This window comes from Microbacterium sp. MEJ108Y (assembly GCF_000834175.1).
In the GTDB taxonomy this organism is placed as follows: Bacteria; Actinomycetota; Actinomycetes; order Actinomycetales; family Microbacteriaceae; genus Microbacterium; species Microbacterium forte.
In genome coordinates, this window is record NZ_JXQX01000004.1 from 80,371 (window position 1) to 101,071 (window position 20,701).

The 20,701-nt window shown below is 68.3% G+C and carries 18 protein-coding genes and 1 tRNA gene; 15 read left to right on the forward strand and 4 right to left on the reverse strand.

Annotation, left to right across the window (positions count from 1 at the left end; translation table 11 throughout):
• Nucleotides 1-57 precede the first annotated feature (57 nt).
• The 9 genes from RU09_RS02310 to RU09_RS02350 all read left to right on the forward strand — a co-directional run bounded on the left by RU09_RS02310 (nucleotide 58) and on the right by RU09_RS02350 (nucleotide 9,308).
• Nucleotides 58-1,833 carry an ABC transporter ATP-binding protein gene (locus RU09_RS02310; RefSeq protein WP_042537044.1) on the forward strand — a complete coding sequence of 592 codons (1,776 nt, stop codon included), beginning with the start codon at nucleotides 58-60 and terminating at the stop codon, nucleotides 1,831-1,833.
• Between the two features lie 28 nt (nucleotides 1,834-1,861).
• On the forward strand, nucleotides 1,862-2,953 hold the full coding sequence (locus RU09_RS02315) for a Gfo/Idh/MocA family protein (RefSeq protein WP_042537046.1): 1,092 nt from the start codon (nucleotides 1,862-1,864) through the stop codon (nucleotides 2,951-2,953).
• A complete protein-coding gene (locus tag RU09_RS02320; RefSeq protein WP_042537048.1) occupies nucleotides 2,950-3,876 on the forward strand; it encodes a hypothetical protein in 927 nt (308 codons plus the stop codon). The genes RU09_RS02315 and RU09_RS02320 overlap by 4 nt, the downstream gene beginning before the upstream one ends.
• 163 nt (nucleotides 3,877-4,039) lie before the next feature.
• On the forward strand, nucleotides 4,040-5,335 hold the full coding sequence (locus tag RU09_RS02325; protein ID WP_042537050.1) for an ABC transporter substrate-binding protein: 1,296 nt from the start codon (nucleotides 4,040-4,042) through the stop codon (nucleotides 5,333-5,335).
• 67 nt (nucleotides 5,336-5,402) lie between these two features.
• A complete protein-coding gene (locus RU09_RS02330) occupies nucleotides 5,403-6,404 on the forward strand; it encodes a carbohydrate ABC transporter permease (RefSeq protein ID WP_042537052.1) in 1,002 nt (333 codons plus the stop codon).
• On the forward strand, nucleotides 6,401-7,294 hold the full coding sequence (locus tag RU09_RS02335) for a carbohydrate ABC transporter permease (protein WP_042537055.1): 894 nt from the start codon (nucleotides 6,401-6,403) through the stop codon (nucleotides 7,292-7,294). Before RU09_RS02330 ends, RU09_RS02335 begins: the two co-directional genes overlap by 4 nt.
• A gap of 2 nt (nucleotides 7,295-7,296) precedes the next feature.
• The gene (locus tag RU09_RS02340) at nucleotides 7,297-7,974 is read left to right on the forward strand and encodes a hypothetical protein (RefSeq protein WP_042537057.1); all 678 of its coding nucleotides are present in this window, start codon (nucleotides 7,297-7,299) and stop codon (nucleotides 7,972-7,974) included.
• A gap of 43 nt (nucleotides 7,975-8,017) precedes the next feature.
• Nucleotides 8,018-9,025: a LacI family DNA-binding transcriptional regulator gene (locus RU09_RS02345; RefSeq protein WP_042537059.1), complete on the forward strand. Its 1,008-nt coding sequence runs from the start codon at nucleotides 8,018-8,020 to the stop codon at nucleotides 9,023-9,025.
• A 194-nt stretch (nucleotides 9,026-9,219) separates the two neighbouring features.
• Nucleotides 9,220-9,308, forward strand: a tRNA-Ser gene (locus RU09_RS02350).
• A gap of 55 nt (nucleotides 9,309-9,363) precedes the next feature.
• On the opposite strand, the gene RU09_RS02355 is transcribed toward RU09_RS02350, so the two are convergent.
• A complete protein-coding gene (locus tag RU09_RS02355; protein ID WP_231567450.1) occupies nucleotides 9,364-11,961 on the reverse strand; it encodes an excinuclease ABC subunit UvrA in 2,598 nt (865 codons plus the stop codon).
• Between the two features lie 248 nt (nucleotides 11,962-12,209).
• Here RU09_RS02355 and RU09_RS02360 point away from each other — a divergent pair, with 248 nt between their 5' ends.
• The 3 genes from RU09_RS02360 to RU09_RS02370 all read left to right on the forward strand — a co-directional run bounded on the left by RU09_RS02360 (nucleotide 12,210) and on the right by RU09_RS02370 (nucleotide 15,134).
• Nucleotides 12,210-13,250 (forward strand): aldo/keto reductase, encoded by a 1,041-nt coding sequence (locus RU09_RS02360; RefSeq protein ID WP_042537061.1) that lies wholly within the window; start codon nucleotides 12,210-12,212, stop codon nucleotides 13,248-13,250.
• Between the two features lie 170 nt (nucleotides 13,251-13,420).
• The gene (locus RU09_RS17995) at nucleotides 13,421-14,077 is read left to right on the forward strand and encodes a GntR family transcriptional regulator (RefSeq protein ID WP_052492827.1); all 657 of its coding nucleotides are present in this window, start codon (nucleotides 13,421-13,423) and stop codon (nucleotides 14,075-14,077) included.
• A gap of 82 nt (nucleotides 14,078-14,159) precedes the next feature.
• Nucleotides 14,160-15,134 carry an NAD-dependent epimerase/dehydratase family protein gene (locus RU09_RS02370; protein ID WP_042537063.1) on the forward strand — a complete coding sequence of 325 codons (975 nt, stop codon included), beginning with the start codon at nucleotides 14,160-14,162 and terminating at the stop codon, nucleotides 15,132-15,134.
• A 7-nt stretch (nucleotides 15,135-15,141) separates the two neighbouring features.
• On the opposite strand, the gene RU09_RS02375 is transcribed toward RU09_RS02370, so the two are convergent.
• Genes RU09_RS02375 through RU09_RS02385 form a run of 3 tightly spaced genes read right to left on the reverse strand, consistent with a single transcriptional unit; the run spans nucleotide 15,142 to nucleotide 17,521 of the window.
• Nucleotides 15,142-15,537, reverse strand: coding sequence for a VOC family protein (locus RU09_RS02375; protein ID WP_042537065.1), 396 nt, complete (start codon nucleotides 15,535-15,537; stop codon nucleotides 15,142-15,144).
• 39 nt (nucleotides 15,538-15,576) lie between these two features.
• Complete coding sequence (locus RU09_RS02380) at nucleotides 15,577-16,512, reverse strand: NAD(P)-dependent oxidoreductase (protein WP_042537066.1); 936 nt, start codon at nucleotides 16,510-16,512, stop codon at nucleotides 15,577-15,579.
• Nucleotides 16,513-16,534: 22 nt separating this feature from the next.
• Complete coding sequence (locus tag RU09_RS02385) at nucleotides 16,535-17,521, reverse strand: LacI family DNA-binding transcriptional regulator (protein WP_042537068.1); 987 nt, start codon at nucleotides 17,519-17,521, stop codon at nucleotides 16,535-16,537.
• 100 nt (nucleotides 17,522-17,621) lie between these two features.
• Between RU09_RS02385 and RU09_RS02390 the strand changes: the two genes are divergently transcribed.
• Genes RU09_RS02390 through RU09_RS02400 form a run of 3 tightly spaced genes read left to right on the forward strand, consistent with a single transcriptional unit; the run spans nucleotide 17,622 to nucleotide 20,553 of the window.
• Entirely contained in the window at nucleotides 17,622-18,752 is a 1,131-nt protein-coding gene (locus RU09_RS02390; RefSeq protein WP_042537070.1) for a Gfo/Idh/MocA family protein, read from the forward strand.
• Complete coding sequence (locus RU09_RS02395; RefSeq protein ID WP_042537072.1) at nucleotides 18,749-19,495, forward strand: cupin domain-containing protein; 747 nt, start codon at nucleotides 18,749-18,751, stop codon at nucleotides 19,493-19,495. Before RU09_RS02390 ends, RU09_RS02395 begins: the two co-directional genes overlap by 4 nt.
• The gene (locus RU09_RS02400) at nucleotides 19,492-20,553 is read left to right on the forward strand and encodes a Gfo/Idh/MocA family protein (protein ID WP_042537075.1); all 1,062 of its coding nucleotides are present in this window, start codon (nucleotides 19,492-19,494) and stop codon (nucleotides 20,551-20,553) included. The genes RU09_RS02395 and RU09_RS02400 overlap by 4 nt, the downstream gene beginning before the upstream one ends.
• Nucleotides 20,554-20,701 lie beyond the last annotated feature (148 nt).

Consider the following 20,701-nt stretch of genomic DNA (forward strand, 5'->3'; position numbering starts at 1 on the left):
CCTGCCGATTCGGGGGTCGCGCTTCCGTGAGAGGTGCGGTGACTCTACGATAGGACCATGGCACAGAAAGCGCTTTCCCATCCGACCGCGCTCATCGATGGGAATCATCCGACTCGCTCTGTGCTGCGCCTCATCGCCCGCCGGCCCTGGCGGCTGACCTTCGCGATCACCGCGTTCGCGATCAAGGAGATTCCGCTCTGGTTCCTGCCGGTGATCACCGCGGCGATCATCGACGTGGTGGCGAGCGACGGCGAGGTGACCGAGGTGCTGTGGTGGTTCGCGCTCGCCGCGGTGCTCCTGCTGCAGAACTACCCCAACCACATCATCTACACGCGCAACTTCATGACCGTGGTGCGAGACCTCGGCGCCGACCTGCGCAACGCCCTCACCGCCCGACTGCAGAGTCTCTCGATCGGATATCACACGCGGATGAGCTCGTCGATCGTGCAGACGAAGGTCGTGCGCGACGTCGAGAACGTCGAGCTGATGCTGCAGCAGGTCACGCATCCGCTGCTGTCATCGACCATGGTGATGCTCGGTGCACTCGGGATGACGGCGATCACGGTGCCGCAGTTCCTTCCCGTCTATGCCCTCGCCGTGCCGATCGCCATCGGCATCCGCTATGGCATGCGCAATCGCTCGCAGAGTCGCAACGAGGTCTTCCGCCGCGAGATCGAGGCGCTGTCTGCCCGGGTCGGCGAGATGGCGTCGCTGATCCCGGTGACCCGCGCTCACGGACTCGAGGAGACGGCGATCAGCCGTGTCGCGGGCGGTGCAGACGGAGTCCGCAAGGCGGGCCTCGACCTCGACCTGCTGAACGGCAGGGTGGCGTCGATCTCGTGGGTGGCGATGCAGCTGCTCGGCGTCGCCTGCCTCATGCTCGCGGCCGTGTGCGCGCTCACCGGTTTCCTGCCGATCACGCCCGGCGAGGTCGTGATGCTCTCGAGCTACTTCACCCTGTTGACCGGCGGGCTCACCCAGCTGCTGATGCTCATTCCGGTCGGAGCCCGCGGCCTCGAGTCGGTGCGCTCGATCGCCGAGGTGCTTCAGGAGCCCGACGTCGAGCAGAACTCCGGCAAGCGCATGGTCTCGACGGTGGCGGGCGAGATCGTGCTGGATGCGGCGAGCCACCGGTATGCGGATGCCGACGATGACGCCCTGTTCGAGATCGATCTGCGCATCGCTCCCGGCGAGACGGTCGCGTTCGTCGGGTCGTCGGGATCGGGGAAGTCGACGCTCCTCAACCTCGTGCTCGGGTTCGTCCGACCCACGAGCGGTCGCATCAGGCTCGACGGTCAGGACATGCAGGAGCTCGACCTGCGGACAGTGCGCCGATCGATCTCGGTCGTCCCTCAGGAGTCGGTGCTGTTCGAGGGCTCGGTCTTCGACAACATCGCCTACGGCATGCCGGATGTCACGCCGGATCGGGTGGAACGGGCTCTGCGAGACGCAAACGCGTGGGAGTTCGTGAACGAGCAGCCGCAGGGGTGGCACACCGTCGTCGGCGAGCGAGGCGCGCGCCTCTCGGGTGGTCAGCGGCAGCGGCTGGCGATCGCCCGCGCCCTCGTGCGCGACCCGCGGATCCTGCTGCTCGACGAGGCGACGAGCGCCCTCGACCCCGAGTCCGAAGGGCTCGTCAAGGAGGCGCTCGAAAGGCTCATGCGCGGTCGCACGACGCTCGTGGTCGCGCACCGCCTGTCGACGATCCGCCAGGCCGACCGCATCGTCGTGCTCGAACGCGGACGCATCGTCGAGCAGGGTTCGCACGACGAGCTGCTCGCCGCAGACGGGCGATACGCTCGGTTGCACCTGGTGCAGAACGGCATGAGATGACCCCGACTCTCCGTCCTGAGGAGGACCCATGACGTCAGACAAGAGACTTCGCGCTGCCCTGGTGGGCACCGGAGCCGTGGCCAACTCGCACGCCCGCGCCGTCGCCGCGTACCCGCGCGCAGAGCTCGTCGCCGTCGCCGATCTCAGCCTCGAGAAGGCCCAGGAGTTCGCCGGCAGATACGGCATCGCTGCCGCCTACGGCGACCTCGACGAGATGCTCGCCGCCGAGCAGCCCGACGTCGTGCTCATCTGCACGCCGCCGGCTCCGCACCGCGAGCAGTCGCTCGCCGCGTTCGCATCGGGTGCGCATGTGGTCGTCGAGAAGCCGCCGGCGCCGTCGCTCGATGAGCTCGACGACATGCGGGCCGCCGCCGATGCCGCCGGCAGACAGCTTGCGGTCGTCTTCCAGCAGCGCACCGGAACGGCCGCCGCACACGTGCGCTCGTTGCTGCAGAGCGGCGCGCTCGGACGCCCCCTGGTCGCCGTGTGTCAGACGCTCTGGTTCCGCGACGCCGACTACTTCGCGGTGCCGTGGCGCGGCAAATGGGCGACCGAGGGCGGTGGCACGACGCTCGGTCACGGCATCCATCAGATCGACCTGCTCGCGCACCTGCTGGGCGACTGGTCGTCGGTGCAGGGCAGGCTCTGGCGCCTCGACCGCGAGACCGAGACCGAGGACGTCTCGACCGCGACGATCGTGTTCGACCGGGGCGTGGTCGCTCAGCTGATCACCAGTGCGGTGTCGCCCCGAGAGGCGAGCTCGATCCGCATCGACACGCAGAAGGCCACGATCACGGTCGATCACGTCTACGGGCACGGCCACGAGAACTGGCGGATCACCGCGGCGCCGGGCTTCGAATCCGAGGCCGAGGGGTGGGGATTCCCGGATGCCGAGGAGCGCAGCGATCACGAGCCGCTGCTGCGTGACGTCTTCGACGCTCTGCTCGACGGCGGGCCGCTGCCGGCGACCGCGGACGCGCCTGCTCGTTCGCTCGAGATCGTGGCGGGGATCTACGCTTCGGCCGCGGCTGACGGCGCCGTGATCACCCCCGAGATCCTGGCCGCACACCCCACCCACCGCGCCGGTTTCGCGAGCCCGGTCACCGATCTGCGCCGATGAGAGAGCTCTATCGCGACCCCGTCTACGACGGCGTCACCGACCCGAGAGTCGTGATCGACGCGGACGGGCTGTGGTGGATGTTCTATACACAGCGCCGGGCGAGCCTCGAGGACGCCGGGCCGGGGGTCTCCTGGATCCACGGAAGCCGCATCGGCGTCGCGACCTCGGAAGACGGAGTGGACTGGCGCTACGACGGCACTCTGGAGCCGGCGGCATCCGGCCTCGGTCTGGTGCCCGGGCCACCGCCCCGCGAGGTCGACCGCACCCACTGGGCGCCCGAGGTCGTCTGGGACGGTGAGCGCTGGCGCATGTACCTCACGGAGATCGACGGCATCCCCGATCGCTGGCCCGGTTTCGCGCGCTCGATCGTCGAGTACCTCTCAGATGACCTCCGTCGTTGGGAACGACGCGGTCCGCTCGCGTTGAGCAGCGATCGGGTCATCGACGCAGCGGTCGCGCGCACCCCCGACGGACGGTGGCGCCTCTGGTACAAGGACGAGGCGGCGGACTCGGTCACGATGGTCGCGTCATCCGTCGACCTCGACGACTGGCGTCTCGACGGCGTCGCGATCGGCGGACGTCCCCATGAGGGGCCGACGGTCTTCGACCTCGGCGGATTCTGGTGGATGATCGTCGACGAATGGCGCGGGATGGGCGTGTACCGCTCCGAAGACGGCATCCGGTGGGCCCGTCAGGGTGGTGAGGATGCCGTCATCCTCGCCCATGCTCCCGGGGGAGGGCACGGCAATCACGGCGCTCAGGTGCACCGCGGAGACGACCTCTGGTTCTACTTCTTCGCCACCGCGGAGGCAGCACCGGTGCACGCCGCGACGGGTGAGCGGAGGCGCGCGGCGGTATATCGGTTGGGTCTCGAGGTCGAGGCCGGGAACCTCGTCGTGAAAGACTGGAAGATCCCGCGGTAATCGATGTAATCGTCGTCGCGAATTGCCGGTTGCGAAACGTTTCAATCTGGATTAGCGTGCAGGTAAGCGTTTTCCCCGCACTATGGAGATCGCTCCCCGCACCACATGGACACAGGCGTTCCGCGGCATTGCCGAACGAGGACGTTCACCAGAGAGGACAACGATGTTCAGCAAGAAGCGTCTGGCGGCCGCAGCGGCCGTCGCCACCAGCGCAGCGCTGGTACTCGCCGGCTGCGCCGGCGGCGGCAGCCCTGAGGGCGAGCCCACCTACGACCCCGACGAGAAGGTCACCCTCGACCTCGCGTTCTGGGGCAACGACGTCCGCGCCGACCTCTACAACCAGGCGATCGAGGCGTTCAACGAGGAGTACCCGAACATCACGGTCAACGCGACCTTCCTCGGATTCCCGGAGTTCTGGGAGAAGCGTCAGACCGAGGCGGCCGGTGGCGGTCTCCCCGACGTCATGCAGTTCGACTACTCCTACCTTCGTCAGTACTCCGAGAACGGACTGCTGCTCGACCTCGAGCCCTACCTCGGATCCGTCATCGAGACCGACCCGCTGCCCGAGAACATCCTCAGCATCGGCGTGGTCGACGACACGACCTACGGCATCGCCACCTCGACCAACGCATGGGGTGTCTTCACGAACCCGACGCTGCTCGAGACCGCGGGTGTCGAGGAGTTCGCCGGAGGCGACTGGGAGGACTACGACGACTGGATGGATGAGGTCACCGAGGCGGGCGCAGGCGAGTTCTGGGGCGGGTCCGACTGGACCGGCCGCATCCAGAACTTCGAGCTGCAGCTGCGCAGCGAGGGCAAGAACCTGTTCGACGAAGACGGCACCCCCGGCTTCGACGAGGACCGCCTCAAGGAGTTCTGGGAGTCCGGCGATGACATCCGCGACGGCGTCGTGGTGCCGCAGCAGGTCGTCGAGGAGCTCAACCCGCTCACGGCATTCGACGCGGCGAAGAACGCCAGCGAGATGACGTGGGACAACTTCGGTGCGGGCTACCTCGCCAACCTCGGCGAGAGCTACACCGAGCTGGGCCTCGTCGCCCCGCCCGTGACGAAGGAGGGCGAGAAGGACCTCTACCTGAAGCCGTCGATGCTGCACACGATCTCGGCCAAGACCGAGCACCCGGAGGCGGCGGCGACGCTCGTCAACTTCCTGGTCAACTCGCCTGAGTCCGGCGAGATCTTCGGAACCAACCGTGGTCTCCCCGCCTCCGAGACCGCTCTCGAGGCAGCTGAGCTCGACCCGATGAGCCAGATCGTCAAGGACTACGAGGAGTCGATCGCCGACCGCCTCGGCGACGCCCCGCCCGTGCCGATCGTCGGCTACGGCACCCTCGAGGAGAAGTTCCGCGTGCTGGGCACCGAGCTCAACTTCGGCACGACGACGGTCGACGAGGCCGTGACGCAGTTCTTCTCCGAGATGGACGTCGACCTCAACCAGTGATTCCGTCGGTGGGCCGGGTGATCTCCACCCGGCCCACCGCACCCCGCACACTTCGGAAGGAGCTGTCATGAGCACGACGGCGACGAGGACGATCGTCACGGACGAGAAGTCCGGACGAGGACGAACGCTGCGCAGCGGCCGACGCCCCGAGAAGGAACTGGCACGACCGGGTCAGCGCGCACGTCTGCGCCGCGAGACCGCGACGGGGTATGCGTTCCTCACCCCCTGGCTCATCGGCTTCTTCGGCCTGACCGCCGTGCCGATGATCTACTCTCTGTACCTCTCCTTCACGAAGTACAACATCTTCCAGCCGCCCAAGTGGATCGGGCTGGACAACTACATCCGTCTCTTCACGAGCGACCCGAACTTCATCCAGTCGGCGCAGATCACCCTGGTCTACGTGTTCATCGGCACCCCGATCACCCTCGCCGCGGCGCTCGGCGTCGCGATGCTCCTGAACTATCGCGACAAGGGCGCCGGCTTCTTCCGCTCGGCCTTCTACGCTCCGTCGCTCATCGGCGGTTCCGTGTCGGTCGCGATCGTGTGGCGCGCGATGTTCTCGTCCGACGGTCCGGTCGACAGCGGTCTGCAGGTCTTCGGCGTCGACCTCGGTGGGTGGATCGGAAACCCGAGCCTCGTGCTCCCGATGATGATCCTGCTCGCCGTGTGGCAGTTCGGGGCCACGATGGTGATCTTCCTCGCCGGTCTCAAGCAGATTCCGAAGGAGCTGTACGAGGCGGCCGAGATGGACGGGGCCAACGCCTACCGCCGCTTCCGTGCCGTCACCATCCCGATGCTCTCACCGGTGATGTTCTTCAACCTGCTGTTGGGTCTGATCGGCGCCTTCCAGGTGTTCGCCTCGGCGTACATCATCTCCAACGGCACCGGCGGACCCGCCGGCATGACGAACTTCATCACCGTGTACCTGTACAAGCGAGGATTCTCCGACGGACAGATGGGCTACGCGGCAGCGATCGCGTGGGTCCTGCTGATCGTCGTCGCGATCATCGCCTTCATCCTGTTCCGCACCCAGCGGTCGTGGGTGCACTACTCGGGAGACGACAAATGAGCATCACAGAAGCCGTCGTCACGGCATCCGCCCCCTCGCCTCGCCGGCGCGTGAAGCGCAAGACCTGGCAGACCGTCATCTGGTTCGTCGGCCTTCTCGTGCTGACCGCGGTCGTGCTCTACCCGCTGCTCTGGCTGTTCCTGTCGACGTTCAAGCCGAACTCCGAGTTCGGTCAGAACCCCGGTCTGTTCCCGCAGGCGCCGACGATCGAGAACTACGGCAAGGTCATGGAGGGCATCGCCGGAGTGCCGATGTGGCGCTTCTTCCTGAACTCGCTGATCCTCGCGGCATCCGCCGTGGTCGGCACCGTGCTCTCGTCGGCTCTCGCCGCCTACGCGTTCGCCCGGGTGCAGTTCAAGGGTCTCGGGGTGCTGTTCGCCGCGATGATCGGCACGCTGCTGCTGCCGTTCCACGTCGTGATCATCCCGCAGTACATCATCTTCAATCAGCTCGGATGGGTCGACACCTTCATCCCGCTGATCCTGCCGAAGTTCCTGGCCACCGAGGCGTTCTTCGTCTTCCTGCTCGTGCAGTTCATCCGCCAGATGCCGCGCGACATGGACGAAGCGGCACGCATCGACGGCGCCGGTCACTTCCGGATCTTCTGGGCGATCATCCTGCCGCTGATCAAGCCCGCCCTGATCACCTGCGCGATCTTCTCGTTCATCTGGGCGTGGAACGACTTCCTCGGGCCGCTGCTCTACCTGACGAGCCCCGAGAACTATCCGCTGCCCATCGCGCTGCGTCTGTACAACGACCAGTCGTCGACGTCGGACTACGGGGCCACGGTCACGGCCTCGTTCGTGGCGCTGTTGCCGGTGCTGCTCTTCTTTGTGGTGTTCCAGCGCTTCCTCGTCGACGGTGTGGCGACGCAGGGTCTGAAGGGATAGCCATGTCGGTCATCAGCGGAGACCGCCGGGAGCACCGGGCGGCGAAGCGCGAGGCGCGCTCGGGCGCCGGCCCGACGGTCGCCGGCATCGAACCGGGCGTCAACCCGGGGGCGACCGCCAAGTTCGGTCTGTTCGGCGAGGTGCTCACGATCGGTCTGATGATGACCGTCGTGGCCCTCGGCGTCGTCACCCTGCCGATCGCGCTCGCCGCCGGCATCCGTCATCTGCGTCGCTTCGTCGCCGCGGAGGACTCGCGGGCAGGTCTCTTCTGGGATGACGTGCGTGCCGGCATCCTGCCCTCGCTCGTGGTCGGTGTTGCGGCGGCGCTGATCGCGGGAGTGCTCACGCTCGACGTCGTGCTGGCCGGGTCTGGTGCCTTGCCCGGGGGCGAGGTCATCGCGGTCGTCGGCTGGGCCGGGCTTCTCGTTCTCGCCGTCGCGATCCTGATGGCCGCGGGTGCCTGGTCTCCTCAGCAGGGGTGGCGCGCAGCGGTAAGGGAGATGACGGCAGCCATCCGAGCGGATGCCGCAGGCGCCGCCTACATCGCGGCCGCCGCGGTCTTCACCGGCGTCGTGACCTGGGCGCTCGCGCCGCTGTTCATCGCCGGGATCGGCTGTGCGGCGCTCGCCGTCGTCGCCGTGCCCGCGCGTCGCAGGCGCGGAGTGCACCGCACGGAATGAGAAGGTAGTCGTTGGCGCACGCGCGAACAGACGGAGGCATGCGATGGCGGTAGGGGTGAAGGACGTCGCGGCTGCGGCCGGCGTCTCGGTCGGCACCGTCTCGAATGTCCTCAATCAGCCGGAGCGCGTGTCAGCCAAGACGGTCGAACGCGTGCAGCGGGCGATCCAGGAGCTCGGCTTCGTGCGCAACGACGCTGCCAGGCAGTTGCGCGCCGGTCGCAGCCGCAGCATCGGCCTCGTGGTGCCCGATATCGGCAACCCGTTCTTCGCCGAGGTGGTCAGGGGAGCGGAAGACAGAGCAGCGGATGCCGGAATGACCGTGCTGCTCGGCAACAGCGATGAACGAGACGAGCGCCAGCTGGCGCATCTCGAGCTCTTCCAGGAACAGCGGGTCAACGGCGTGCTGCTGACCCCTGCCTCCGAGGATCTCTCGGCCGTGCATCGTTTCGCCGCCGGGGGGATGCCGGTGATCCTCGTCGACCGTGAGGTGGAGGAGGGGCTTCTTCCGTCGGTCTCCGTCGACGACGTCGAGGGCGGCCGTCTCGCGGCCCAGCACCTGCTCGCATCCGGGCGTCGTCGTCTGGCCTTCGTCGGCGGGCCGCAATCGGTGCAGCAGGTCGCCGATCGTCTTCGCGGAGTGCAGGCGGCGGTCGCGGCCCACCCCGATGTGACGCTCGAGATCGTCAAGCAGTCCGCTCTCTCCGTTCTCCAGGGGCGGGCGGCGGGCGAAGCGATCGCGGCGCGTCCGGCAGAGTCGCGTCCGGATGCCGTCTTCGCCGCGAACGACCTACTCGCCGTCGGGCTGCTGCAGGCGTTCAGCTTCGGCTCCGGCATCCGCGTGCCCCATGACATCGCGATGGTCGGATATGACGACATCGACTTCGCCTCCGCCACCGTCGTGCCACTGAGCTCGGTGCGCCAGCCGGCCAGGCTGCTCGGCTGGACCGGGGTCGACCTGCTGTTGAAAGAGCTCGACGGGGTCGAGCACGACCGCCGCGTGCGGTTCCAGCCCGAACTCGTGGTGCGGGAGTCGAGCTCCGGCGCAGCCTGACGCGACCCCGGTCGTTGAGCGAAGACGACGCAGTCGACTGAGACGAAACGTCGCGACCCCTTCGGCGGAACCTGCCACGTTTCGTCTCGGGCCGCTTCGCGGGCCTCGCTCAACGATCGGTACGGCGATTCGTGACTGCCACAGGAACCCGTTATGCTTGCAAGGTGCATCCGATCTTCACGGAGCGGATGCCTGGAGACGTCGCATAGTCCGGCCGAGTGCACCACCCTGCTAAGGTGGAGTCCCCTCACGGGGACCAGGGGTTCAAATCCCCTCGTCTCCGCAGTAGAAATCCCCGCTCACGCGGGGATTTTCTGTTTCAGGCACGTGGTCCGGAATCACCGTGCTGCGAGGGCGGCCGCAAGGTACGACGCCGTCGTGCTCCCGCTCGCCGAGGCGATCGAGCCCGGGGTCCCCTGCGCCACGACCGTGCCCCCGAGGTCTCCTGCGCCGGGGCCCATGTCGATCACCCAGTCGGCCTGCGCGACCACGCGCATGTCGTGCTCGACCATGACGACCGTGTTGCCGGCGTCCACCAGATGCTGAAGGTGCACGAGCAGCCGATCGGTGTCCGACGGATGCAGTCCCGAGGTGGGCTCGTCGAGCAGGTAGAGGGTGTCGCCGTGCTGGGCGCGCCGCAGCTCGGACGCCAGCTTCACTCGCTGCGCCTCGCCGCCGGAGAGTTCGGTCGCCGACTGACCCAGCGGCAGATACCCCAGCCCCACGTCGAGAAGCGCGTCGAGGTGTCGAGCGACGTCGGCATCGTCGGCGAAGAGAACACGCGCGTCGTTCACGCTCAGGGCGAGCACGTCGGCGATGGTGTGCCCGTGGAGTTCGATCTCGAGGGTGTCCGGGTTGTAGCGGGTGCCGCCGCACGTGCTGCAGGGAGCATGGACGGTGGGGAGGAAGAGCAGCTCCACCTCCACCGTTCCCTCGCCCTTGCAGGTGGGGCATCGTCCGCTCGGCAGATTGAACGAGAACCGGCTCGCGGCGTACCGCCGTCGGCGTGCTTCCGGAGTCGCGGCGAACAGAGCCCGGACGCGGTCGAAGAGCCCCGTGTACGTCGCCACGTTCGATCGTGACGTGCGGCCGATCGGCTTCTGGCTGACCTGCACGACCCGGCGCACGCGGCCGGCGGGACCGGACGCGCGCCCCGCCGTCTCCGCCGTCGGCGAGGAGAACAGCGGATCAGCTGTCGCGACGCTCTGCTCGTCTCTCGACGTGTCGATCGTCGAGCCGTCCACCTCGCTGGAGAGGCTCTTCTGCAGCAGATCGGGCAGGGCCTGGGTGACGAGAGACGTCTTGCCCGATCCGGAGACGCCGGTGACGGCGGTGAGACAGCCCAGGGGGATCGACACCGAGACGCTGCGGAGGTTGTTCCGTGAGACATCGGTGAGCACGAGTTCGCCGTCGGGCTCGCGAGGGCCCGCCTTCGGCGTCTGCTGTTCGGCGCCCGAGGCATCGGCGAACAGGTAGCGCCGAGTCTGGGAATGCTCGGCCTCGCGGAGCCCGTCGATCGGACCCGAGTAAACGATCTCGCCTCCCGTGGCTCCCGCGCCGGGGCCGATGTCGACGATCCAGTCCGCATGCCGGATCACATCGAGGGAGTGCTCGACGAAGAAGACCGTGTTGCCCGAGTCCCTGAGCGAGCGGAGGATGCGCACGAGCGCTTCGCCGTCGGCGGGATGCAGCCCGGCAGACGGCTCGTCGAGCACGAACATGACCCCGAACAGCTGCGAGAGCACCTGGGTCGCGAGGCGCATGCGCTGCAGCTCCCCAGACGAGAGGGTGGGAGTCGACCGATCCAGCGAGAGGTATCCCAGACCGAGCTCGATGATCGGAGAGACCCTGTCGCGCAGCTCGTCGACCAGACGCTGCGCGGCGAGCTGCTTCTCGGGCGCGAGCGCTTCGCTGTCGGATTCGGCGGCCGAACCGCCGTCGGACGGGTTGAGGGCCGTCTCGAGGAGAGCCGAGAGGTCGGCCAGCGGCAGCGCGGCCATCTGTGTGATGTCGAGACCGGCGAACGTCACGGCGAGCGCCTCGGGCTTCAGCCGGCGTCCCTCGCACATCGGACAGCGGACGCTGACCATGAAGCCCGCCGCCTTCTCGCGCATCTTCGCGCTCTTCGAGTGGGCGAAGGTGTTGAGCACGTACTGCTTCACCCCGACGAACGTGCTCATGTACGACGGCTCGATGCCGGCGGCGACGGCCTTGCGCACCTGCGCCGGGCCGCGGTCGGTGAACACCGGCACCTGCGGGGACTCCTCGGTGTACAGCACCCACTCACGCTGTTCCTCCGGCAGATCGCGCCACGGGATGTCGATGTCGTAGCCGAGGGAGATCAGGCTGTCGATGAGCTGCTTGCCGTGCCACGCCCGGGGCCAGGCATCGAGAGCACGGTCGCGGATCGTCAGCGACTCGTCGGGCACCATGAGGTGCAGGGGCACGTCATACACCTGCCCGATTCCGTGGCACCGCGGGCAGGCGCCCTGCACGGTGTTCGCGGAGAAGTCCTCGGCGAACAGCGGGTCGGCGCCAGGCGGGTAGGTCCCGACGCGCGAGTACAGCATGCGCACGACGTTGCCGATGGACGTGGCGCTGCCGACGGTCGATCGGGCGCTGCCGGCGGTGCGCTGCTGGGGGAGGGCGACGGCAGGGGGCAGCCCCTCGATGGCATCGACATCGGGGATGTCGACCTGGCTCATCAGGCGCCGCGCATAGGGCGCCACCGATTCGAAGTACCGACGCTGGGCTTCGGCGTACAGCGTGCCGAATGCCAGCGAGCTCTTGCCCGAGCCCGAGACGCCCGTGAAGGCGACGAGGGCGTCACGAGGGATCGCGACGTCGACATCGCGAAGGTTGTGCACACGTGCGCCGGTCACGACGATGGAGTTCGACGTGCCCGAGCGCTTCGACGGTGGGGTCCTGCCCATCATGGACCTCTTCTCGTCTCCCGCGAGGAGCGGGGGTGGATGCGGCGATCGCCGTCTCTGCGCCACGCTACCCCGCCCGTCGACTTCGCGGGGGTGCTTGACAGCGGTCGGTCGATCGGGAAGGCGGACCGATCAGCCGAGTCCCACGGAGGCATCCCGGATGGCGCTGGCGACCGCGATCCATGCCCTCGGTCGGCCGCCAGAAAACGCTATCCTGGAGAACTTCCCCCGCCTGCAGAGGAGCATCGTCCATGCCCATCGCCGCTGATGACCCCCGCCTGACGCACGCCTACGAGGCCGCGTCCACCCGCTACACCGACGTGCCGTTCCAGCGCGCGGGCGCGAGCGGCATCCAGCTGCCCAAGGTGTCGCTGGGCCTCTGGCAGAACTTCGGACGCGATCGCTCGTTCGACAGCCAGCGCGAGATCGTCCTGCACGCCTTCGACCGCGGGGTCGTGCACATCGACCTCGCCAACAACTACGGTCCGCCCTACGGATCGGCCGAGTCGACGTTCGGCGCCGTGCTCGACAGCGGCCTGGCCCGCTATCGCGACGAGCTGTTCGTCACGACCAAGGCGGGGTACGACATGTGGCCGGGCCCGTTCGGCGACGGCGGCTCGCGCAAATACCTCACGCGCTCCCTCGAGCAGAGCCTGCGGCGCATAAACACCGACTATGTCGACGTGTTCTACTCGCACCGCCCCGACTCCGAGACGCCGCTCGAGGAGACGGTGACGGCGCTCGTCGACATCGTGCGCAGCGGGAAGGCGCTCTACGTCGGCATCTCGAACTACCCGGCGGATCTCGCTCGGCAGGCCTATGAGCTGCTGGCGGACCAGGGAGTGAAGCTGCTGCTGCACCAGCCCCGGTACTCGCTGTTCGACCGCACTCCCGAGGCCGAGCTGTTCCCGGCGTTGCGTGGGCTGAAGGTCGGCAGCGCGGTCTTCTCGCCGCTCGCTCAGGGTCTGCTCACCGGCAAGTACATCGACGGCGACGTCCCCGCCGACTCGCGCGCGGCGAACAGTCACTTCCTCAACGGATCGGCCCTCACCGACAGCTACCTCGAGCGCATCCGCGGCATCGACCGCGTCGCGAAGGAGGCGGGTCTGTCGATCCCGCAGCTCGCCGTCGCGTGGGTGCTGCGCGACCCCGTGGTGACGACCGCGATCATCGGAGCCTCGCGCACCGGCCAGATCGACGACGCGGTGGCTGCGAGCCAGGTCGAGCTGTCGGATGACGTCATCGCCGCTCTCGAGGAGTTCGCCGCGGAACCCGGCACCAGCGTGGTCTGAACAGTGCAGCGATCGGGATTCCGTGGTGGCGTGCTGCCCCGCACGCGCTGTCAGGCGGGGCTTCTCGGACCTTTCTGACGCCGTCGCGTAATATTCCGTGCGCCAGCGGGTCTGGTTAGTGGACGCCCCTGCGAACGGGGGCGTCCGCAACGGATCCCGAGGAGCCTCAGATGACCATCGCCCACGTCGAGCTACGGACGCACCAGTGGAGTCATCGCAGCCCCGTTCCGCTGCCCGAACTCGCTTTCCAGCACATCCTCGCGGCGATTCTCCGGGGCGAGTACGTGTCCGGTGACCGGCTCGACACCGCACGCTTCGCTCAGGAGCTGCACATGTCGCTGAACCCGATCCGCGAAGCGATCATCCGGCTCCGCGACATCGGATTGGTCGAGGTCACTCCCGCCCGCTACACCAAGGTCGCCGATTTCTCCGCGTCCGATTCCTGCGCCGCCCTCAGCTATGCCGGGGTGCTCGCCGGCACAGCGCTCAAGAAGGCACTGCCGACCACCGCCGAGGGCGTGCGCTCAGAACTCGCGCTCCACGCCGAAGAGATCGGCGGCGCCGTCGGGGACACCAGCCGCCACGCGGCAGTCATCGGGTTCCTCACTGCCGTGACCGACCTCATCGAGCATCCTCGCCAGGCGATCCATCTCGTCGAGGCAACGATCCTGGCCCAGTGCGCCCTGCAGTTCTCCGGGATCACCCGCGGTTACGGTGTGGCTCAGGCGCGATCCGTCGCGGCCGAAGCCGCCGCGCACGCGATGCGCGCGGGCGACCCGGATGCCGTCGAGACAGCCGTTCGCGCCCTCTTCGAGCACCTCGTCTGATCCGCGGCTCGTTGCGGAGATCAAGGGAGCATGACCTCAGCGGTTCGGAGCCCCCTGCCTGACCCGTCGATAGAGTCGATGCATGGCTGCGACGAAGGTGTTGTTCATCGGTGGAACCGGAATCATCTCCTCGGCGGCGAGCGCGCTCGCCGCATCCCGAGGCATGGAGGTGACGCTGCTGAATCGCGGGCAGTCGCGCCGGGAGCCCGCGGAGGGCGTCGAGGTGCTGACGGCCGACATCACGGATGCCGCCGCGGTCGACGCCGCGCTCGCCGGGCGCGAGTTCGACGTCGTCGCCGACATGATCGCGTTCACGCCTGACCAGGTGCAGCGTGACATCGACCGCTTCGAGGGTCGCACGGGGCAGTACGTCTTCATCAGCTCGGCATCCGCCTATCAGAAGCCCGTCGCCCGCCTGCCGATCACCGAGTCGACGCCGCTGCGCAACCCGTACTGGCAGTACTCGCGAGACAAGATCGCGTGTGAAGACCTGCTCACCGCCGCCTATCGCGACCGCGGCTTCCCGGTCACGGTGCTGCGTCCCTCGCACACCTACGACAAGTGGACGATCCCGGCGTTCGGCGGATGGACGGCGATCGATCGCATCCGCCGTGGCGAGGAGATCATCGTGCACGGCGATGGCACGTCGCTGTGGACCCTCACCCACTCGAGCGACTTCGCCGTCGGATTCGCCGGGCTGCTCGGCAACCCGCTCGCCTACGGCGACACTTTCCAGATCACCAGCGACTTCGTCTACACATGGAACGAGATCTACTCGATCCTCGGACGCGCGGCCGGGGCCGAGCCGAAGATCCGCTATGCCACAAGCGCGGCGATCGAGGATGCCGCACCGGATCGCGCCGGTCAGCTCTCGGGCGACATGGCGCACTCGGTCGTCTTCGACAACACGAAGATCCGCCGCGTCGTGCCCGACTTCACCCCCGTAATTCCTCTGCACACGGCGGCGCGAGAGATCATCGACTGGCACGACGCGCACCCCGACCTGCAGCGGGTCGACCCTGCCGTGAACGCCCTGTTCGACGGCCTGCTCGGCTGACGCAGGATCAGCCGGCGGCGAGCACGGCGAGCACGTTGCCTGCGGGGTCCTTGAACCAGGCGATGTCGGGTCCGCGGTCCGGGCCGCCCCGAAGTATGCCCTTGTCGTCGGTGTCGAACTCCGAGTCGTCGTAGATCTTCGTCACGACCCCGCGGCCGTTGAGCTCGTCGACGGCGGCCTCGACGTCATCCACCGGGAAGTTGAGGATCGTGAAGCTCGCGGGCTCGTGGTTCGGTTTGGCGTAGACGAGGATCGACCCACCCTCGGGCAGGCTGATGTCGAGGAACCCCATGGCGTTGGTGGTGACGTCCATGCCGAGGGTGTCGCCGTAGAAGGAGCGGGCGGCATCGATGTCGTCCACGCTGAATCCGCTGAACGCGTGTGCTGTCTGAAAGGCGGTCATGGGTTCAGCGTGCGCCGCTCCCGGCGAGGTGTCCAGACCCTATGGCCGCACCTGGTTCACGAGACCGTCGCCGGCGAGCAGGCGGGTGACGTTGTCGTCGACGAGCCGGGCGGCACCCACCGGCCGGTTGCCGGCGATGTGCGGTGTGATGAGCAGGTTCGGCGCGTCCCAGAGCGGATCGGATGCCGGGAGCGGCTCCGACTTCGCGACGTCGATCGCTGCGGCGCGCAGCTGCCCTGACTCGAGTGCCGCGATCAAGGCGCCCTCGTCGACGGTGGCACCCCGACCCACGTTCACGAACACGGCACCGGGCTTGAGTGCGGCGAACACCTCGGCGTCGAACAGATCGGCGGTCTCGTCGGTGGCGGGCAGGATCGACACCAGTACGTCGGTGTCTGCCAGCACATCGGTCGCATCGGCATCCGCGTGCACGTCGAAGCCCGACCGCTCGCCGGCGGTGCGGGCGATGCCCTGCACCTCGGCCCCGAGTGCGGTGAGCGACGGAGCGAGCGTCGAAGCGATCGATCCGAAGCCCCAGATGGTCACCCGAGCACCGGAGAGCGTGTGCAGCGCCCGGGTCTCGACAGCACTCTGCTCGTCGATGAACTCGTCGTCCCAGCGGTGCTCGCGCTGGGCGTCGCGCAGGCGGTCGAGTCGGCGCACCGCGCTCAGGATCAGCGCCAGGGCGTGCTCGGCGACCGGACCGTCGTGCAGCGAGCGACCCGAGCAGATGCGCACGTCCGCCGCGAACCCGGCGTTCAGCACCGCGTCGGCTCCCGAGGCCAGAGCCTGCACGAGCTGCAGCCGGGGGAGCACGCGAGCTGCGTGCTGCAGCCACGACGAGGAGTTGTGCCAGACCACCAGCACCTCGGCGTCGCGGTGCTCAACGGGGACGTCCGCGTCGATGTCGTAGACGACGGTCTCGACGTCTGCTGTCAGCGGCAGCGCGATGGTGTTCGGGATCAGGATCTTCATGTGCGTCTCCGGTTCACGGCGGTCAGCGGGGGGATTCGGTCGACTCGCGCCAGATCACGGTGAGCAGACCGTCGGGTTTCGTCGGCGGCTCTCCACCGCGCACGGCGGCGATGAGGCGATGCATCGAGTGGGCCCCCAGTCTCTCGCGGTCCTGCGAGACGCTCGTCAGCGAGGGCACGAGGAACGCGCTCTGGGGGTGGTCGTCCCACCCGGTGACGGCGACGTCGTCGGGCAGCGTCCATCCGCGCCTGGTCGCCGCGCGGATCGCGCCCGTCGCGATGACGTCGTTCGCCGCGATCACGGCCAGAGGCGGTGCATTCGCCGGCAGCGCGTCGACGGCGGCCTCACCGGCGCTGCCGCTCCACTCGTCGCCGAACACCCCCAGTGACTCGAGTCCGAGTCGGGCGATCGTGTCGAGATAGGCGGCGCGGCGGGCTCGCGCCGACGGGAAGTCGTCGGGGCCGGCCAGGTGCACGAATCTCCTGTGGCCCTGCGCGGCGAGTCGCTCGATCATCTCGGCGATCGGACGGGAATCGGTGAACTCGCCGGTCATGTGCATGGCGTCGTCGAACTCGCCCACCGACAGCACGACGGGCCCGCCGCCCCCGCTCGTGTCAGTGAAGGGGAGCGGGGTGAACGCGAGCACCCCCTCGTACTGACCGGAGTCGACGAGCTCGGAGAGGCGCTCGTCGCGGGCCGTCGGGTCCTCGGGCAGGCTCACGACCTCGACGACGTAGCCCTCCTCGCGGGCGGCGGAGATCGCACCCGACAGCAGGGTGAGCGGGTTCATGGTGGCGATCGGCACGACGACCGCGAGTCGCCCGGTGCGGTGCGTGCGCATGGAGCGGGCCGCGAGGTTCGGCCGGTAGTTCAGCTCGGATGCTGCTCGCAGCACCCGGTCTCGGGTGGCCTCCGAGATTCCGGCGCGCCCGGTGAAGACGAAGGACACGGTCGACTGCGACACCCCGGCGAGGTGTGCGACGTCATGGCTCGTCGGCCTCTTGTCCACGGCATCCGTCCTTTCCGGGCTTGACGTGACGGGTGTGCCTCTCGATAGTATCTACTACGTCTTAGTAATACGTAGTAACACCTCATCGAGGAGGCAGCGAATGCTCAGGATCGGCATCATCGGCACCGGCGGGATCGCCGACGCGCACATCAGCGGATACCTCGCGTTCCGCGACGAGTGCGAGGTGGTCGCGCTCGCCGACGTGATCCCGGGCAGGGCGGCGCAGAAGGCCGGGGCCTTCGGACTCGCGGATGCGGCGACGTTCGACGATCCGCTCGAGATGATCGCCCACGCGGGCCTCGACATCGTGAGCATCGCGACTCCGCCGTCGACGCACGCGTCGCTGGCGATCGCCGCCCTCGACGCGGGGATCCACGTGCTCGTCGAGAAGCCGATGGCGCCCTCGCTCGAAGAGTGCGATGCGATGCTCGCGGCACAGGAGCGCTCGGGCAGAGTGCTGTCTGTCGTCGCGCAGAACCGATTCCGCGACGACCTCGCGGCGTTTAAAGACGTCGTCGACTCCGGTCTGCTCGGCTCGATCTCGCACGTGCGCGTCGACTCGGCGTGGTGGCGAGGGCTGCCCTACTACGACCTCTCGTGGCGCGGTACGTGGGAGAAAGAGGGTGGCGGATGCACGCTGAACCACGCCATCCACCACATCGACCTGCTGCTGTGGCTGCTGGGGACTCCGACCGAGATCACCGCCATGCTCGCCAACGCGCAGCACGACAACGCCGAGGTCGAGGATCTCTCGGTCGCGATCTTCCGGTACGACCGCGGCCTCGCCCAGCTGACCAGCTCGGTGGTGCACCACGGCGAGGAGCAGGCGATCGTGATCCAGGGTGCGGATGCGCGGGTGTCGCAGCCGTTCTCCGTCGTCGCAGAGCAGTCCCGGCGCGACGGATTCCCCGAAGAGGGCGGAGCTCCCGACGCCGTGGCGCGCATCGAGGCTCTCGTCGCGGGCCGCACACCGCTCGCGCATCTCGGCCACGAGGGTCAGATCGGCGATCTGATCGCCGCGATCCGCGACAGCCGGCCGCCGATCGCCGGGGGTCAGGACGGCCGCAATGCGGTCGAGGTGGTCACCGCCATCTACAAGGCGGGGTTCGAACGCCAGTTCGTGTCGCTGCCGATCGCCGCGTCCGACCCCTACTACCGAGCCGGGCAGCTGGTCGCGCACGCTCCGCACTTCTTCGAGAAGACCTCGTCGCTGGTGGAGGCGGCATCGTGACCGCATCCTCGTTCCCGGGTGGCACCTCGCTGTCGCATCTCGACGTGTATGCCGATGCCGCGCCCGACGGCATCTGCGGAGGGAGCCCCCACATGCACCTCGTCTCGACCGAGGCCTATGTCGTGATCTCGGGTGAGGGCGCGCTGCAGACGATCGACGCCGACGGAGTCCGTGAGACGACCCTGACTGCCGGGTCGGTCGTGTGGTTCACCCCCGGCACGATCCACCGCGCCGTGAACCGCGGAGACCTGCGCGTGGTCGTGCTCATGAGCAATGCCGGGCTGCCCGAGGCGGGCGATGCCGTGCTGACGTTTCCGTCCGACGTCGTCGGCGACCCCGACGCGTATGCCGCAGCGGTGTCGCTCGGGGACGACGACGGCGAACGCGCAGTACGAGCCGGACGACGACGCGACCTCGCGGTGACGGGGTTCGAGACGCTGCGGGACGCCGTCGCCGCCGGCGACCGCACCGCTCTCACCGCCTTCCACGATGCTGCTGCGGCGCTCGTGCTCGACCGTGCCCGGACATGGCCCGACCTGGTGCGAGAGGGCCCACTGGCTCAGGCCGAGCACTCGCTCGCGCTCGCCGAGGCGGTGGCAGCGGGCTCTGTGGCGCATCTGGCCGACGCCCGCGTGCACCGGGCCGCACCCTCGGTGGGAGAGCGCGCATTCGGCATGTGCGGACGCCTGCGCACCTATAGCGTGAACGATGGTGGCGTGAACGATGAGGAGACCCTGCGATGACCCGCACCTACACCTTCGATCCGCTGCCGGAGCCGGTCGTCGGCCCCGGTGAGTTCGTGTTCGCCGCCGTGGGGCTCGACCACGGCCACATCTTCGGCATGGTTGAGCAGCTTCTCGAGGCTGGTGCCACGCTGTCGCTCGTCTACGACGCCGACCCCGCGAAGCTCGCCGACTTCGTCGAGCGGTTCCCGCAGGCGCGGGCGGCCGCCAGCGAGCAGGAGGTGCTCGACGACCCGCACGTGCGACTCGTCGCGAGCGCGTCGATCGCCAATCAGCGGGCTCGGCTCGGTGTCCGCGTCCTCGACGCCGGCAAGGACTTCTTCGCCGACAAGCCCGCGATCACGACGATGGACGACCTCGCCGCGGCCCGCGAGGCCGTCGAGCGCACCGGGCAGAAGTTCGCCGTCTACTACGGCGAGCGGGTGCACTCCGAGGCGGCGATCCTCGCCGGCCAGCTGATCGATCAGGGAGCGATCGGAACCGTGCTCCAGGTCGCGTCGTTCGGCCCTCATCGCATCGGCACCGGGCGCCCCGACTGGTTCTACGACCCCGAGCAGTACGGCGGGATCATCTGCGACATCGGCAGCCACAACTTCGAGCAGATGCTCTACTACACCGGTGCGACGGACGGAGAGGTGGTCAGCTCGACGGTCGCCAACTACGCGCATCGCGAGACCCCGGGGCTGCAGGACTTCGGCGATGCACACGTGGTGCTCGACAACGGCACGACCGGCTATGTGCGCGTGGACTGGTTCACCCCGGCAGGACTGGACGTCTTCGGCGATGGGCGCACCGTGCTGCTCGGCACCGACGGGTACATCGAGCTGCGCAAGTACACCGACATCACGACCGACAACGGCGGCGGTCAGGTGCTGCTCGTCAATCAGGACGGGCAGTTCCGGTTCGACGCGACGGGCAGGACGGGGTTCCCGTTCTTCGGCCGGCTGATCCGCGACTGCCTCGACCGCACCGAGCATGCGATGACGCAGCAGCACGCCTTCGCCGCTGCCGAGCTGAGCATCATCGCCCAGCGCGACGCTCGGGTGCTCGCCGGCTGACCGCATCCGCATTCGGCATCCGCATTCGGCATCCGCCTTCGGCATCCGCTGCCTCGCGCGTGGTTCGCAGTACGCGTCCGACGCAGTCGCCACCGGTTCGGGAGGAGGACTGCGCCTCGGGAGGACGGATGCCGTTCACGGCTCCTCC